The following is a 14,753-nucleotide window of genomic DNA, read 5'->3' on the forward strand; positions in this document are numbered from 1 at the left end:
CCCAATCGCCGGTTTGTCGTGGCGACGAACTGCGGCGACTGGGCTGCAAAGCGTCGCGAAGGCTATACTGTCGCCTCTTTTTCAGCTGGTACCTTCATGTCTCCCCTCGCCACCGCCCTCGCATCCTGCGACATGCTACTGATCGATGGCCTGCACGCCTTCGACTTCAACCTCGATGAAACAGGCCTGACGGTCGAATGCATGGACGGCCGCCAACACCGACGTTGGGCCTTCACTGCCGAACAGGTCGCCGCTGCCATCGGCGCCGGTGACGAGTGGCAACTGCACGATGCCCAGGGCGAGCATCGTCTAGTCTGTATGAGTGCCTTTCGCGCCCCGGATGAAGACGACGATGAACCCGACCTGGACGAGCCTGCTGGCCGCTAGCCTCATGAGCCTGACTTTGAATGCCCAGGCCGTCACGCTGCTGGTGGGCAGTTATACCGATGGTGCGAGCCAAGGTATCTACCGTTACCAGTTCGACAGCAAGACTGGCCTCATCGGCCCTACGCCGCAGCAGGTGGTCAAGAGCGTCAGCCCTTCCTGGCTGGTGCTTTCGGCGGATCAGCGGCAACTGTTCGCGGTTAATGAGGCGCCAAAGGGACACGCCAGCAGTTTCAGCGTGAGTAGCAAGGGTGAGATCAAGCCGCTGAACCAGGTTGCCACCCGCGGCAATGAACCTACGCATGCCAGCCTCAGCCGCGACCAGCGTTACCTGTTCGTTGCCAACTACGCCGTTGCTCCAGACCCGGGCGGCAGCCTGGTGGTGATACCGGTGGCCAAAGACGGCAAACTCAAGGATGTGGTGCAGCAGGCCGGACACGAGCCCAGTGGGGTGAACCCCGAGCGCCAGGCCGGTGCCCATGTGCATTCAGTGGTGCTGTCGCCGGACGGTAGTCACCTGTATGCCAGTGACCTGGGGGCCGACAGGGTATTCATCTACCGCTACGACGGCGCCAGCACCGACCGCCCGCTAAGCCCGGCCATCCCCGCATCGGTCGAACTGCCAGCTGGCAGTGGCCCGCGTCACCTGTTGTTCGATGCCAAGGGGCGGCATGCCTATCTGACGCTGGAAATGAGCGCCGAAGTGGTCATGTTCGATGTCGAGGATGCTGCCCTGCGCGAACGCCAGCGCCTGCCGCTGACCGAGCAGCAGGACGCGGCGGCCAAGGCGGCAGGCGGCCTGCACCTCTCGGCGGACGGGCGCTTTCTGTATGTGAGCAACCGCGGCACGGCCAATGAGATCGTTGCATTCAGTGTGGGCGAGGATGATGGGCAGCTGGCCTTCCTGCAGCGTCGATCGGTGCAAGGCGACCACCCGCGGGAGTTTGCCCTGGACCCGAGTGACAACTTCCTGTTGGTGGCCAACCAGAAGAGCAACCAGATCGTGGTCATGCGCCGCGATCCGCGTACGGGCAAGCTGGGTGAGACTGTGCAGACCCTGGCGCAGGACGCACCTTCGGATTTGAAGTTCATCGAGTGACTATCGATCAGGGGCGCGCCATCACTGCGTTGAACAGGTCAGACGCCAACCATCCCTCCAGCCAGCTGCGCACACGCGGATAGTCCGCCTCGGCGAACCACTGCGGTTCGACCCCGGCAAACTGGCGCATCAGGGGCAGCAGTGCGGCGTCGACCAGGCTTGGATGGTGGGCCAGCAGGTAGGGCCGGCCCTCTAGCAGGTGTTCAAGCGCCGCCAGCCAGGCCTCGGCCTGCTGACGGTAATGTTCGCGTGTGTGCTCGGGGTATCGCTCGGCATATTTGTACAGGTTGACCTGCGCCTTGAATTCGCTGTCGTTGCGGGCAATAAGTCGGTCAGCCTGTTGTGCGGCTGCAGGGTCAGCCTGCAGCCGCCAGTCCTGCGGGTCATTGCGCTCGAGCGCCCAGCGCATGATGTCCAGGCTTTCCTCTAGCAGGCATTCGCCGGTGTCGAGCACCGGCACCGTCCCCTTGGGTGACAAAGCCAGCAACTCGGCCGGCTTGTTCTTCATTGCCACTTCGCGGATGTGTACCTCGCACCCGGCATAGCGCAGTGCCAGGCGCGCACGCATGGCCCATGGGCAACGGCGAAACGAGTAAAGGATCACCCGCATACCTCGACATCACTCAGGCCGTTACCCTGGCGCCGCACCTGGATCTGCACCGGAATGCGTTCGTGCATCTCTTGCACATGGGAGATCACCGCCACCTTGCGGCCCTGTGCCTGAAGGCCGTCGAGGGCGTCCATGGCCAATTGCAGCGACTCGGGGTCGAGGCTGCCGAACCCCTCGTCGATGAACAGCGACTCGATACGCAGGGTGCTCGACGCCATTGACGCCAGGCCCAGGGCCAGGGCCAGCGAGACCAGGAAGGTTTCACCGCCAGACAAGGAGTGCACCGAGCGCAGTTCGTCGCCCATCTCGGTGTCCAGCACCAGCAGCCCCAGGGCGCTGCCGCCACGTTTGAGGCGATAGCGCCGCGCCAGTTGGCGCAATTGGGCGTTGGCATGGTGCAGCAGCAGGTCAAGGTTGTAGCCCTGGGCGATCTTGCGGAACACATCGCCGGAGGCCGAGCCGATCAGCGCGTTCAGGCGTGCCCAGCGCTGCCACTGCTCGCGGGCCTGTTCGATTTCGGCGGCCAGGGCCTGGTGCGCCTGCTGGCGGCGTTGGTCATCGGCCTGTTGCGCGCGCAGTTCGGCGCACTGTTGTTCCTGAACGTTGAGGTGCTGCTGGAGCTCGGCCAGGGTCTGCTCCAGGTCGTCAGCGGGCAGCTCGCCCTGTGTCTGGGCGTTATGCTGCTCAAGCCGCTGCTCACGCTCCTGCAGCAGCACGCGAGCTTGTTCGATGGCTTTCTCTGCGTGCTGCAGCTGCTGGCGCAGGGCCCCAAGTTGCGCATCGTCGATGGCCAGCAGGCGATCGAGGCCACTGTCATCCAGCTCGGGGTGCTCGCTGCGCCACTGGGCGATCGCGCCCTGCAACTGCTGACACTCCTGCTCCAGTGCCTGCTGCCGCTGGGCGTTGGCATCAAGCTCGGCAGCCAGTTTCACGCCCTGGGTCCGCAGGTCCTGCAGGCGCTGCGCGGTGTCGGCATCGGCCGCACGGGCCTGCTCCAGTTGTGCCTCCAGGTGCTGTTGCCAGGCTTCTGCACTGGCATGTTGGCCTAGCAGTTCGGCGAGGTTGGCCTGCGCCTGCTGGCGCTGCTCGACAAGGCTGGCCAGTGTCTGCTGCAACTGCTGCTGCGCCTGCAGGCGTGTCTGCTGCTGGTCGCGTAGCTTGTCCAGCTGTACCTGGCGAGCTTGCTGTTCTTCCTGCTCGTCTTTGCGCTGCTCCAGCTGTTGCAAACGCTGGGCGATCTGCTGATCGAGGCCGAGGAAGGCATTGGCTGGGTCGTCGCTTAGGGCCTTCAGGACATCATCCGGCAGCACACTGGCCAGGTCATCCAGGCCTTGCTGCAACTGCTGTTCGTCGCTGGCCAGAGCCTGGTGTTGGTGGTCCAGGTGGCGCTGGGCCTGCTGTTGCGCTTCATGCGCCGCCTGCAATTGCTGGTTGAGGCGGGCAGCCTCTTTTTGCAAGGCGAGCAGGGCGCTCTGGCGTTTCTCGTCCTTGGCAATTTCATCGTCCAGGCGCTGCAGCTGGTTGGCCAGCCAGGCCGTGCGGGCTTTGTCGTCCTGGGGGGCGAGGGCGGGCCACAGGCTGTGAGCCTGCACCTGCGCAACCAATGGCTGCAATTGCTCGCTCAGTTGTACCTGTTGCTGCTGGTAGTCCTTGAGCTGGGCGTTGACCACGCCAAGCTGGGTGCGCAGTTCCACCAGCTTGCCATTGAGGGATTCGACCTGCTTCTGCGCCGCGTCCTCTTCGGCCTGGTCATGCCGGCCCAGGCTTTGCAGCAGCGCTTCAGGCTGGTGGAATGGGTGTTCGGCGCTGCCACACACCGGGCAGGGCTCGCCGTCGCGCAACTGGCCACGCAGCTCTTCGACGCTGGTGTTACGCGCCAGGCGCTGGCGCTCCAGCAGTTGGCGGGTGAGGGTGAGCGCCTGCTCGGCGGCCTCAAGCTCGGCCTTGGCTGCAGTCCCTTCGCCGATCAGTTGCTGGCGTTGTTGCATGGCCTGCTGCTGGCGCTCACGTATGGCCTCAAGTTGCTGGCGCAACTCCAGCTCGCGGCCATGCAGGCGCGACAGTGTTTCGACGGCACGCTGCTGTTTGCGATTGTCCTGGAGCATGCCGCCGAGCAGGTCGATCTGCTCGGCCAGCGCCTGTGGTTCGGCCTTGGCTTCGCGGAACAGCAGTTCGTAATGGTCGCGCTGCGCCTGCAACTGCACGTTGGCCTGGCTGGCCTGAGCCTGCAGGCCCGGCAGCTCTTCGCGGCCCTTGCTCAGTCGCCCGCCGATCAGCATCACTTGCTTGAGTTGGGGCAGGTAGGCCTGCCAGGCGTTTGCCAACCCGGCGAGGTGTTGGCTACCGGCCAGTGCCTCATCGATCTGTGCCAGTTGTCGCAGGCTGCGCTGCTGGTTTTCTTCCAGCTGCTGCAGTTGCTGCTGCCCTTCGGCGACGTGCTGGTCGGCCTGCTGGCTGGCCGTGCGTTGCGTTGTCAGCTCATTGTCCAGCCGTGCCAGGCTGTCCTGGCCGGCGAACGCCTGGCGCAGGCGCGGGGTGTTTTCGCTGTGCTGGGCCTGGCTGTCGGCGAGTGCCTGGCGGGCCGCCAGCAGCGCCTGTTGCAGTTCGCCGGTGCGTGTCTGCAGCTCGCCTTGCTGCTGGTGTTGCGCTGCGATCTGCGCAGCCAAGGGCGCCAGTTGCGCGGTCAGTACTTGCTGGCGGTGGAACTGGTGGCGCTGCGGTGCCAGGCGCTCCAGGCGTTGCAGGTCGAGGCGTTGCTCGGCCAGGGCTTGCCAGCCTTGCTCGGCAGCCTGCAAGGCCGCGCTGGCTTCGCTGTGCTGGGCTTGCAGTTGGCGCTGTTCGTTGAGCCAGTTGCGCTGTTGCTCCAATTGGCGCTGCCGCGCCTGGTGGTTCTTGAATTGTTGCTGCGCCTGCTCCAGGCGCTCGTCGAGTTCGGCGCGGGCCTCTGCGACCATCGGTAGCAGGTGGCTGGCACGGTCTTTCAGTGCGTTGTGCGCTTCGCCGGTTTCCCGCGCCTTGGTGAAGGCGCGCTGGCCGAGGCGGGTGTAGATGGCGGTGTTGGTAAGCTTTTCCAGCAGCTCGCTGCGTTCTCTGTCGTCGGCCTTGAGGAAGGCACTGAACTCGCTTTGGGCCAGCATCACCGCGCGGGTGAACTGCTCGAAGTTCAGGCCCAGGCGGGCTTCGATCAGCTGCTTGTATTCGTTCTTGCCGCTGCCCAGCACCTGCTCGCTGTCAAGGTCGTAGAGGCTCTGGCGGCTGAGCTGCAGCTTGCCGTTGGCTTTGTCGCGGGCGCGGTTGGCCTCCCAGCGTGCGCGGTAGCGGTGGCCGTCGATGCCGATGAAATCGACCTCGGCAAAGCCGCTGCCGGTACCGCGGCGCAGCAGGTTGCGCGGGTCGGATGTGGGGATGTCGCCATCGGCGTCCGGCACCTTGGCTTCGCGGCCGATGGCGTTGAGCCGCGGCACGGTGCCGAACAGGGCCAGGCACAGGGCGTCGAGCAGGGTGCTCTTGCCGGCACCGGTCGGCCCGGTGATGGCGAACAGCCCGGCACTGGCCAGGGGTTCGGCGGTGAAGTCGATGTCGACCGGGCCGGCCAGGGATGCCAGGTTCTTCAGGCGGATGGCGAGAATCTTCATGGCTGTTCCTCTTCCAGCTGAACGTCCTGCAGCAACAGGGCGAAGTCGGCCAGGGCCTGCTCGTCGACGGGGTTGCCGTAGGCCTGTTCCCAGGCGCGGCTGAACAGGTCCTGCGGGGTCATCTGCGACAGTTCGACGAACTCAAGATCGCTTTCTTCGTCGTTACCACGGCCAGCATATTCGGCGCCGATGCGGATCAGTCGCACCGCTTTGCCTTCCAATGCGCTTTCGATTTGCTGGCGCAGGTCGGGCTGCGGCTCGTCCAAGAGCACACGCACTTCGAGCCAGGGCTGGCGGTTGGGGTCTTCGAGCAGGTCGATCACCGGCAGCTCGGCAAGTTGCTCCAGCAGTTCGCCCAACGGCGCAGGGCCGATGCGCTGCAGGGCCACGGCGCGCGGCACCGGGCGCGCTTCGACGCTGACCAGTTCAGTGCCCTCGAGCTCGACTTCCAGCACCTGGTGCGGGTAATTGATTTCAGCGAACGACAATGGGATCGGCGAGCCGCTGTAGCGGATGCGGGTTTCGCGGTTGACCTTCTGCGGCTTGTGCAGGTGGCCCAGGGCAACGTAGCTGATGGCCTTGTCGAACAGTTTGGCCGGAAGGGCCTCGGCGTTACCGATGATCAGGCTGCGCTCGGAGTCTTCGGACACAGCACCGCCGGCCATGTGCGCGTGGCTGATGGCGACCAGCGCCTGGTCCTTCTTGCGTTTTTTCTGCGCGGCCGCGATCAGTTGCTGGTGCACCTGGTTGATGCCCTGCAGGTAGTCGTCGCCCAACTGCGGGCCGGTGACCTCGGCCGGGCGCAGGAAGGGCAGGGCCAGGCACCAGGCGGCCACCTTGCCGCGGCCGTTGGTCAGTGGGATCAGCAGGCGTTCGGCATCCAGCTGGCCTTCGTCGAGCCAGTGCACACGGCCCAGCGCGTGGGTGCGCAGGCGGCGCATGAGCGCGGCGGGCAGCTCGATGCGCGAGCCGGAGTCATGGTTGCCGGCGATCATCACGATATCCAGCTTCGGCTGTTGCTCGTGGGCCTGGACGATGAAGTCGTAAAGCCGCTCCTGGGCTTTGACCGGTGGGTTGACCGTGTCGAAGATATCACCGGCGATCAGCAGCGCGTCGGGCTGGCGCAAGCGCAGCTGGCCGAGTAGCCAGTCGAGGAAGCAGGCGTGTTCGAAGTCGCGTTCCTGGCCGTGCAGGCTTTGGCCCAGGTGCCAGTCGGAGGTGTGAAACAGACGCATGGATGACCTGTTGGATTGGGACATGAAGGCTTCGGCATCTGGCGTCATGACAGCGCCAAGGTAGCCCTCGAAGGAGGGCGGTATGGTAACTCAAGTGGCTTGGCGATTGTCTGAGCCTGGCAGTGTTCGATGCGTTGAAAGGGAGGGCAGTGCGCTACAGGGACATTCCATTATGCGAACGGGTCGACATAGTGGCCATTTGCTCGCTTGTTGCCGGCCATCGCCGATGATCTAATCTTCGCCCCGGCCGCGGCGCTTGCGATGCTGCTGGTGTGGGCTACCGGAACCAATTTGAAAAGGAATTTTTATGCAAAGCACGCCACAAATCCAGGCCGATTACGCCAACCTCAAGCCTAAATGGCAGGAGCGTTTCGCTTTCTTCGATCAGCATGGAGGGCCACGTGAAACGAGTTACAAAGCTGCTTTTCGCGCCTTGCCGTTTCGCAAGAAACTGTTGATCAACAACAATTTCCTCGGATTCTTCTTTGGCCCGATCTACTGGTTCGTCCTGGGCATGTGGAAGAAGAACCTGGTCATGCTGGCCATCATTATGGGCATCGGGCTGCTTGAAGGCGTTTACGAGGCTGCCACGGGTAATGCGGTGCCTCGGGCGCTGGACCAGGGCATCAGTGTGGCCTTTGCCGTGCTGTATGGCATGTTGACCAATTATGCCTATTACCTGAAACAGACCAAAGGGGAGCAGGGCTGGAACCCGTTTCAGGGGCATCGGTTCATCTGATCGCTGCCGGTGATCAGCGGGGGAAGGGTCAGGATTGCATCCGGGCTGAGAGGGGCCTGTCTTTAGTGCTGCGCCCCTCTACCAATCACTTCGGATAAAGCGGCGGCAAGCTCCCCGGCTCACCCGAAGGCAACAACACCTGTTCCGCCGGTGGAATCGTGCCAATCGCCCGCCACAAATCCTCCCCCTGCCAATACTGCCCACTCTCGCTGTAAAGCGCCCCGTTCAACCCATCCAGCGCATCCGACAGCGGCACGAACCGCGCCGCCATCTCCGCCAAGGTCTCCGGCTGCTGCCGCGCCCAGGCGTCGAGTGCCTGGCGGGTGGCCTGTGGGTCGTTGGCCTGGCAGGCGCGCTTGAGGTCGTCCAGCAGGGTGCGTGGGCTTGGGCCGGTCTGCGCGGCGCGCAGTACCGCTGGTTGCGAGCGGGCGCGCCACCACAGGGTAAAACCGAGCGCCGTGGTGAGGGCGAAAATCACGGTGCAGAGTTGCCAAGGCCAGAGCAGATGGCTGGCGCTGCCGGCATCGCCTACCGGGGTGTCGGCGCTCAGGGCAGGGTTGTCCTGCACGTTCAGGTTACGCGCCGGCAGGCTGCTGTGCTCCAGATGGTCCTCGCGGGTATTCCACCAGGTGACTTCCAGCGCCGGCAGGGCAAGTTCGCCGCTGTGGGTGGGCACCAGTGCCTCGCGCTCCTCGCGGTTGGCGGTCATGCCGCGCTCGCTGATTTCGTTGCGCAGCAGCGGTTGGTCCGGGTAGCGGCGCAGCCCGGCGATTTCCGTGGCGGGCAATTGCGGCAACTGGGTGCTGGACAGCCCTTCGGCGCGCAGCGTGATGCTGCGGGTCAGCGAATCGCCTATCTGGGTTTGCTGCCTGCCTGGGTCGGGGTTCCAGTGCTCCTCCAGGGTCAGGCTGCGGGCTGGCAACCACGGTTCGGCCGCGGGCCAGGCGGCGGGGATCGGGCGTACGGTCAGGCGCAGCGGCAGCGACCTGACCTGTACCTGGCGAGCGGTGCGTGCAGTGCCCTCAGGCTGCTGAGCGTTATCGGCGGCGGTGGCGGTGAACGTGAGCGGCGCGATTTCCAGGGTGCCGCTGTGCTGCGGATAGAGTGCGTAGCGTGTCTCGATCACCCCGTGGCGTACGCCGTTGATGTCCTTCTCATAGGTGCGTGAGTCACCCAGCGGCTCGACCTTGGCGTTTTCCAGCTGCAGCGGGCTCAGGCTGCTGTCATCGTACAGCGACACCGAATGGTAGATGCGCAGGGTCAGCACGGCCTGGGCCTGGACATAGACCTCGTTGCTGTCCAGCGTGGCTTCGACGAATATCTGGGACGCAGTATCCGGGCGGCTGGCGTCGGCCTGCAGCACCTGCAGATCGATGGCCTGGCTGTGTGACTGGCCCAGTTGCAGCTCAGGAATACGCAGGCTGCCGCTACGCCTTGGCAGCAGGGTAATGATCCAGCGGGTGCTGGCGCGGGTCTCGCCGTCGAGGGTATGCAGGCTGTTCAACTGGCGCGTGCCGCGCACTTCGAAGTCGCCGTCCAGGGCGCGCAGGTCGGGCTTGCCGAACTGGGTCACATCCTGGCTTTCGAGGGTCAGTTCCAAAGTTTCGCCGGCGCCCAGGCGAGTGCGATCGACGCTGGCCTGCAGGGTCGGCTCGGCCTGGGCCAGAAGGGCCCAGAAGAGGCTGAAGAGAAAGACGCCGAGGCGACTCATCGTGGGGTTTCCTGATGCAATTGCTGTTCATACCAGAATTTGCGGCGTAGCAGCTGCGCCGGGTTGTCGGGGATTTCCCGCAGCCATTGTTCCAGGGCCTGGCGTTGCTCGGCGTCCAGGCTGGTGGAAACCGGCCGCTTGGGCGGCTGGGTGATGCTGTCATCGTCGCCACCCTGGTTTCCGGGAGTGGCCTGGCTGTTGTTGCTGTCTTGGCCGGGCTGTTCGGCGTTGGCCGGTTCATTGTTGCCGGGCGTGCCCTGCGCCGGGCTGCTGGCCGAGCTGCTGTTGCCCTCGGTCTCGCTGCCGGGCGTGCCTTGGGCATCGTCTTTGGCCGGTTGTTCCTCGGCCTGTGCTTCGCGTTGCTGCAACAGCTGCTGGATCAGTGCCTGGTTATCCAGCGCCGGCTTGAAATCGGGCTGGCGTTCGAGGGCTTGCTCATAGGCATCCAGGGCGGCTTCCAACTCGCCGCTGCGGGCCAGGGCATTGCCTCGATTGTAGTGGGCCGCTGTCGTATTGCCTTGGGCAAAGGCCTTGGCGGCCGCGGCGTAGTCGCCGGCCTGGTACAGCGCCATGCCGCGCCATTGCGGGTCCTGGAAGTGCCGGGCGGCGTCCGCCGGGCGGTTCTGTTCAAGCAGGCGCTGGCCCTGCTGGTCGGGGCGCAACCACAGGTCATTGAACTCCAAGGCCTGGCTTGGCTGCGGCAGGGCCAGCAGCAGCGGCAGGCAGAACAGCCAGCCGCGCCGACCCGCGCAGGCGGCCAGCAGTAACAGGGGGATCAACAGCCAGTAGCCTTGGTCGGCCCAGCTGTCGAGTTGCACGTTCTGGCCGTCATTGCGCAGGATGCGCGGGTTGTCGTACAGGCCCAGGCCACGCAGGTCGAGGTCGTCGATGCGGGCATGACGGTAGCGTCCGCCGGTGCTGTTGATAAACGCCCTGAGGCCGCCGCTGTCCAGGCGCGGTACCAGAATGGCACCTTGCTCGTCCTTGAGGAACTCGCCGTTGGCCTGGCGCACCGGAGCCCCGTCGCTGGTGCCGACTCCGAGCATCAACAGGCTCGGGCCCTGGCGGCCCAGGGCCTGGACGATGCCTTGGCGTTCCGGGCCGCTCAATGCCGAACCGATCAGCAACAGGCGGCCTTGGCCCAGGCCGCTCTGCGCCAGCAGGGCCAGGCCTTTTTGCACGGCCAGGTCGGCGCGTTGGCCGGGCTGCGGCATGATCGAAGGGTCGATGGCCTCGAGCAGGTTGCGCGTGGTGCTCAGGTCGTCGGACAGCGGCACCAAGGTGTGTGCGCTGCCTGCGTAGACGATCAGGGCGGTCTGGCTGTCGCGGCGGTGTTCGAGCAGGTCCAGGACCTTGCGCCGAGCCTGCTGCAGCCGGTTGGGCGGGGTGTCCTCGGCAAGCATCTGCGGCGTCAGTTCGAGCAGGATCACTAGCGGGTCGGCCGGGCGTTGGCGGGATTCCTCCACGCGCTGCCAGCTCGGCCCGAGCAGCGCCAGAACGACCAGCAACCAGGCAAGGCCGAGGGCCACCCAGGGCAGTTTGCTGTTGCTGCCACTGCCGCCACCGAGCAGCACCGGGTGGAATGCCTTGGGCAGGATCATCTGCCAGCGCCCGGCGCGCTTGCGCCGGTGCCACAGCTTGAACAGCAGCCAGGCGAGCAGCGGCACTACCAGCAGCCACAGGGGGCGCAACCATTGCGGCCACAGATCGATCATCGCCGCTTCCTCAAGCGCAGCCGTTTAAGGCGCTCACGCCATTGCGGGTGGGGCTGCAGGAAGCGCGGTTTGCGCAGGCCCCGTTGCAGCAGGTTGTTTGGCCATTGCACCGCCACCACCAGCAGCACGCTGAGCAGTAAGGCCAGGGCCAATGGCCAGGCATACAGGGCCTTGGCCGTGCGCGCCTGGGTCGGCTGCTGGGCGACGGGTTCTAGCTGATCCAGGGTATCGCCGATGGCGTCCAGTTCGGCACCGTCGTGGGCGCGGAAGTACGCGCCGCGGGTCAGCTCGGCGATTTCCTTGAGCGAGGCTTCGTCCAGGTCCAGGCTTGGGTTGAGCCCGAGCAGGCCAGGTGTACCGCTGGCCTCGGGGTTGGCGCCGATGCCGATGGTGTAGATGCGCACGCCTTCCTGGGCGGCCAGGCGGGCGGCGGTCAATGGGTGGATCTGCCCGCCATTGTTGGCGCCGTCGGTAATCAGCACCAGCACGCGGCTTTGCGCAGGGCGCTGGCGCAGGCGTTTGACCGCAAGGCCAATGGCGTCACCGATGGCGGTGTTTTTGCCAGCTATGCCGATTTGCGCTTCGTCGAGGAAGGTACGCACAGTGCGCCGGTCAAAGGTCAGCGGTGCCTGCAGGTAGGCCTGGCTGCCAAACAGAATCAGGCCGACGCGGTCGCCTTCGCGGTCCTGCAGGAAGTCGCCCATCAATGCCTTGACCAGGTCGAGGCGGCTGACTTCGTCGTCCTTCCACTGCATGTCGGGGAAGTCCATGGAGCCGGACACATCCACTGCAACCATCAGGTCACGGCCACTGGCGGCCACCGGTAACGGGTCGCCCAGCCATTGCGGGCGGGCAGCGGCGAGCAACAGCAGCAGCCAGATCACCACGAACGGCGCCTGCTGGCGCCAGGTTGGCAGGTTCAGGCGCGCACGCCGGCCGGCCAGGCCTTCCAGCTCGTGGAGAAAGCCCACCTTGAGCACCGGTTCGCCGCTGTCAGCGGCGGGCAGCACCAGGCGCGCCAGCCACGGCAGCGGCAACAGCACGAAGATCCACGGCCAGGCCAGTTCAAACATATTTGCGAATCCAGGTTTCGACGGCCTGGCTGAGCCCGACGATGGCCTTGTCGTCGAGCTTGCACTCGGGCTTGTACGCGCCCTCGACCAATACCATCCAGCGGGTCAAGCCGGCGGCCGGGCAGCGGTTGTCGAGGAACGCCAGCCACTGGCGGCCGTTGAGCGTATGGCTGTTGGCCCCGGGGTAATGGTTGCGGCACAGGCGTTTGAGCAAGGCGTTGATCTGCTGCAACCAGGCCCCGGCCGGCGCGCCGTCGTAGGGGCGGGGTAGGCGGGCAAGTTCGGCCAGCGCCTCTAGGCGCACCGGGTCGAGCGGCTGTTCGGCACGCACCACCCGGCGCTTGCCCGGGCGCCAGCGCCGCAGCCGCCAAAGGCCCCAGGCCAGCAGTGGCAGCAAGGCGAGCAGCAGCCACCAGCCTGGTGCCGGTGGCCACAGGCCAATCGCCGAGGGTGCGATCAGCGGCTGCAGCTGATCCAGCGGATTCATTTACTGCTCCCTGGGCGCTGGGCATTGAGGTATTCGCGCAACTGTTCGATCATTTCGCTTTGGGTGCTCAGTGGCATCAGCACCACGCGCAGCTTTTGCGCCATCAAGTCCCAGCGTTCGATACGCGCTTCGGCCTGCTGACGGTAGGCCTGGCGCAGGTTGGTGTCCAGCGTGTCTAGCTCCAGCTGCGCACCGCGCTGGGAAAAACGCAGCAGGCCAGCAGCAGGCAAGGCATGGTCGAGCGGGTCGGAGACCGGCATCAGCAGCAGGTCGCAATGGCGCGAGAGCATCGCCAGGTGCTGTTCAGCCTGGGCGCTGAGCGAGCGCTCGTCGCAAATGACGATGGCCAGGCTGCCTGGGCGCAGTACTTCACGGGCGCGGCGCAAAGCCAGGCCCAGGCTGTCAGCGTGGGGCGCGGCTTCGGTGTGCAGCGCCTGGTTGACCTTCGCCATACGGTTGAGCAACTGCAGCAGGCTTTGCTTGCTGCGCCGCGGCTTGATTTCGTGGTGCTCATCATCGCCGAACACCAACCCGCCGATACGGTCGTTGTGGCCCAGCGCAGCCCAACCGAACAGCGCCGCAGCCTGGGCCGCGAGCACTGACTTGAACATCAGCCCCGAGCCGAAGAACAGTCGCTGGCTTTGCTCGACGAGGATGAAGATCGGCCGCTCGCGTTCTTCATGGAACAGCTTGGTATGCGGCTCTTGGGTGCGTGCGGTGACCCGCCAGTCGATGTTGCGTACGTCGTCACCGGCCTGGTAGACGCGCACTTGGTCGAAGTCCACGCCGCGCCCGCGCAGCTTTGAGTGGTGCAGACCGACCAGCGGGCTGCGCTGGCCAGGCCGGGAGAACAACTGGATCTCGCGCACCCGGTGGCGCATGTCGATCAGCTCGGCGAGGCCGATGCGGATGCCGGGTTCGGCCTGCTGAGCGGTGGGCATCGGCTCAGGCAACGGCGACGACGTCAAGGATGCGCTGGACCACGCGGTCCTGGTCGATCCCTGCCGCTTCGGCTTCGAAGGAGAGGATGATGCGGTGGCGCAGCACGTCGAACAGCACGGCCTGGATGTCCTCGGGGCTGACGAAGTCGCGCCCGGCCAGCCAGGCATGCGCCCGCGCACAACGATCCAGGGCGATGGAGCCGCGTGGGCTGGCGCCATAGGCGATCCAGTCGGCCAGCTCGGTATCGAACTTGGCCGGTGTGCGCGTGGCCATGACCAGTTGCACCAGGTATTCCTCCACCGCGTCGGCCATGTACAGGCCAAGGATTTCCTTGCGTGCGGCAAAGATGGCCTGCTGGCTGACACGCCGTTCAGGTTTGACTTCGCCACCCAGCGCTTCACCGCGGGCCTGGGCCAGAATGCGTCGCTCCACCGCCGCATCGGGGAAGCCGATCTTCACGTGCATCAGGAAACGGTCGAGCTGGGCCTCCGGCAGCGGGTAGGTGCCTTCCTGCTCGATCGGGTTTTGCGTGGCCATGACCAGAAACAGCGGCGACAGGTCATAGGTACTGCGCCCGACACTGACCTGGCGTTCGGCCATCGCCTCGAGCAACGCCGACTGCACCTTGGCCGGTGCCCGGTTGATTTCGTCAGCCAGCACCAGGTTGTGGAAGATCGGCCCCTGCTGGAACACGAAGCTGCCGGTTTCCGGGCGGTAGATTTCTGTGCCGGTAATGTCGGCCGGGAGCAGATCAGGGGTGAACTGGATGCGATGGAACTGCGCTTCGACACCTTCGGCCAGCTCTTTGATGGCCTTGGTCTTGGCCAGGCCCGGGGCGCCCTCGACCAGCATGTGGCCGTCGGCCAGCAGCACGATCAACAGCCGCTCGACCAGTTTTTCCTGGCCTAGGATCTGGGAGGAAAGAAAGGTGCGTAGCGCGATCAGCGCTTCACGGTGTTCCATCGGCGGCGGTTCCTGGGATTGGGCCAGGGCGGGCGCGGAGCGCGACGGACCTGGCAGGGGTGGATACTTTAATCTATCCGGGGGGTGGCGACCAATTACGCCCCGGTTTTTTATGCGCATTGAAGCGGTGGAATATCCGCGTGCGTTTCAGGTGTTCTCC

At 65.3% G+C, this 14,753-nt stretch carries 12 protein-coding genes; 3 read left to right on the top strand and 9 right to left on the bottom strand.

Features of this window, described 5'->3' with window-relative positions; genetic code table 11:
* Nucleotides 1-96: 96 nt before the first annotated feature.
* Together JOE27_RS24140 and JOE27_RS24145 are read left to right on the top strand one after the other, a co-directional pair.
* The gene (locus JOE27_RS24140; protein ID WP_115275578.1) at nucleotides 97-387 is read left to right on the top strand and encodes a DUF5629 family protein; all 291 of its coding nucleotides are present in this window, start codon (nucleotides 97-99) and stop codon (nucleotides 385-387) included.
* Nucleotides 353-1,483 carry a lactonase family protein gene (locus tag JOE27_RS24145; protein ID WP_204920526.1) on the top strand — a complete coding sequence of 377 codons (1,131 nt, stop codon included), beginning with the start codon at nucleotides 353-355 and terminating at the stop codon, nucleotides 1,481-1,483. Before JOE27_RS24140 ends, JOE27_RS24145 begins: the two co-directional genes overlap by 35 nt.
* Nucleotides 1,484-1,490: 7 nt before the next feature.
* Here JOE27_RS24145 and JOE27_RS24150 read toward each other — a convergent pair whose 3' ends face one another.
* The 3 genes from JOE27_RS24150 to JOE27_RS24160 are packed head-to-tail and all read right to left on the bottom strand — an operon-like array spanning nucleotide 1,491 to nucleotide 6,963.
* Nucleotides 1,491-2,087 (bottom strand): glutathione S-transferase, encoded by a 597-nt coding sequence (locus JOE27_RS24150; protein WP_204920658.1) that lies wholly within the window; start codon nucleotides 2,085-2,087, stop codon nucleotides 1,491-1,493.
* Nucleotides 2,084-5,728 carry an AAA family ATPase gene (locus JOE27_RS24155; RefSeq protein ID WP_204920528.1) on the bottom strand — a complete coding sequence of 1,215 codons (3,645 nt, stop codon included), beginning with the start codon at nucleotides 5,726-5,728 and terminating at the stop codon, nucleotides 2,084-2,086. The genes JOE27_RS24150 and JOE27_RS24155 overlap by 4 nt, the downstream gene beginning before the upstream one ends.
* Entirely contained in the window at nucleotides 5,725-6,963 is a 1,239-nt protein-coding gene (locus tag JOE27_RS24160) for an exonuclease SbcCD subunit D C-terminal domain-containing protein (RefSeq protein ID WP_115275439.1), read from the bottom strand. Before JOE27_RS24160 ends, JOE27_RS24155 begins: the two co-directional genes overlap by 4 nt.
* 307 nt (nucleotides 6,964-7,270) lie before the next feature.
* Between JOE27_RS24160 and JOE27_RS24165 the strand changes: the two genes are divergently transcribed.
* Complete coding sequence (locus JOE27_RS24165) at nucleotides 7,271-7,702, top strand: DUF2628 domain-containing protein (RefSeq protein WP_046786507.1); 432 nt, start codon at nucleotides 7,271-7,273, stop codon at nucleotides 7,700-7,702.
* 85 nt (nucleotides 7,703-7,787) lie between these two features.
* Here the strand turns inward: JOE27_RS24165 and JOE27_RS24170 are convergent, their stop codons facing one another.
* From JOE27_RS24170 to JOE27_RS24195, 6 genes are read right to left on the bottom strand one after another with little or no spacing between them, the layout of a single operon-like run.
* Nucleotides 7,788-9,413 carry a BatD family protein gene (locus JOE27_RS24170; protein ID WP_119688549.1) on the bottom strand — a complete coding sequence of 542 codons (1,626 nt, stop codon included), beginning with the start codon at nucleotides 9,411-9,413 and terminating at the stop codon, nucleotides 7,788-7,790.
* Complete coding sequence (locus JOE27_RS24175; RefSeq protein ID WP_119688550.1) at nucleotides 9,410-11,128, bottom strand: tetratricopeptide repeat protein; 1,719 nt, start codon at nucleotides 11,126-11,128, stop codon at nucleotides 9,410-9,412. Before JOE27_RS24175 ends, JOE27_RS24170 begins: the two co-directional genes overlap by 4 nt.
* A complete protein-coding gene (locus tag JOE27_RS24180; protein WP_115275435.1) occupies nucleotides 11,125-12,201 on the bottom strand; it encodes a VWA domain-containing protein in 1,077 nt (358 codons plus the stop codon). Before JOE27_RS24180 ends, JOE27_RS24175 begins: the two co-directional genes overlap by 4 nt.
* Complete coding sequence (locus tag JOE27_RS24185; RefSeq protein ID WP_115275434.1) at nucleotides 12,194-12,688, bottom strand: DUF4381 domain-containing protein; 495 nt, start codon at nucleotides 12,686-12,688, stop codon at nucleotides 12,194-12,196. Before JOE27_RS24185 ends, JOE27_RS24180 begins: the two co-directional genes overlap by 8 nt.
* The gene (locus tag JOE27_RS24190; protein ID WP_046786502.1) at nucleotides 12,685-13,629 is read right to left on the bottom strand and encodes a DUF58 domain-containing protein; all 945 of its coding nucleotides are present in this window, start codon (nucleotides 13,627-13,629) and stop codon (nucleotides 12,685-12,687) included. The genes JOE27_RS24185 and JOE27_RS24190 overlap by 4 nt, the downstream gene beginning before the upstream one ends.
* 4 nt (nucleotides 13,630-13,633) lie before the next feature.
* On the bottom strand, nucleotides 13,634-14,593 hold the full coding sequence (locus JOE27_RS24195; protein ID WP_012313500.1) for a MoxR family ATPase: 960 nt from the start codon (nucleotides 14,591-14,593) through the stop codon (nucleotides 13,634-13,636).
* Nucleotides 14,594-14,753 lie beyond the last annotated feature (160 nt).

This window comes from Pseudomonas sp. M5 (assembly GCF_016907075.1).
GTDB classification, from domain to species: Bacteria; Pseudomonadota; Gammaproteobacteria; order Pseudomonadales; family Pseudomonadaceae; genus Aquipseudomonas; species Aquipseudomonas putida_E.

Bases quoted from the DNA above. Each gene is read 5' to 3' on its own strand.
- JOE27_RS24140 (WP_115275578.1), top strand. From the start codon at position 97: ATGTCTCCCCTCGCCACCGCCCTCGCATCCTGCGACATGCTACTGATC.
- JOE27_RS24145 (WP_204920526.1), top strand. From the start codon at position 353: ATGAACCCGACCTGGACGAGCCTGCTGGCCGCTAGCCTCATGAGCCTG.
- JOE27_RS24155 (WP_204920528.1), bottom strand. From the start codon at position 5,728: ATGAAGATTCTCGCCATCCGCCTGAAGAACCTGGCATCCCTGGCCGGC.
- JOE27_RS24160 (WP_115275439.1), bottom strand. From the start codon at position 6,963: ATGCGTCTGTTTCACACCTCCGACTGGCACCTGGGCCAAAGCCTGCAC.
- JOE27_RS24165 (WP_046786507.1), top strand. From the start codon at position 7,271: ATGCAAAGCACGCCACAAATCCAGGCCGATTACGCCAACCTCAAGCCT.
- JOE27_RS24170 (WP_119688549.1), bottom strand. From the start codon at position 9,413: ATGAGTCGCCTCGGCGTCTTTCTCTTCAGCCTCTTCTGGGCCCTTCTG.
- JOE27_RS24175 (WP_119688550.1), bottom strand. From the start codon at position 11,128: ATGATCGATCTGTGGCCGCAATGGTTGCGCCCCCTGTGGCTGCTGGTA.
- JOE27_RS24180 (WP_115275435.1), bottom strand. From the start codon at position 12,201: ATGTTTGAACTGGCCTGGCCGTGGATCTTCGTGCTGTTGCCGCTGCCG.
- JOE27_RS24185 (WP_115275434.1), bottom strand. From the start codon at position 12,688: ATGAATCCGCTGGATCAGCTGCAGCCGCTGATCGCACCCTCGGCGATT.
- JOE27_RS24190 (WP_046786502.1), bottom strand. From the start codon at position 13,629: ATGCCCACCGCTCAGCAGGCCGAACCCGGCATCCGCATCGGCCTCGCC.
- JOE27_RS24195 (WP_012313500.1), bottom strand. From the start codon at position 14,593: ATGGAACACCGTGAAGCGCTGATCGCGCTACGCACCTTTCTTTCCTCC.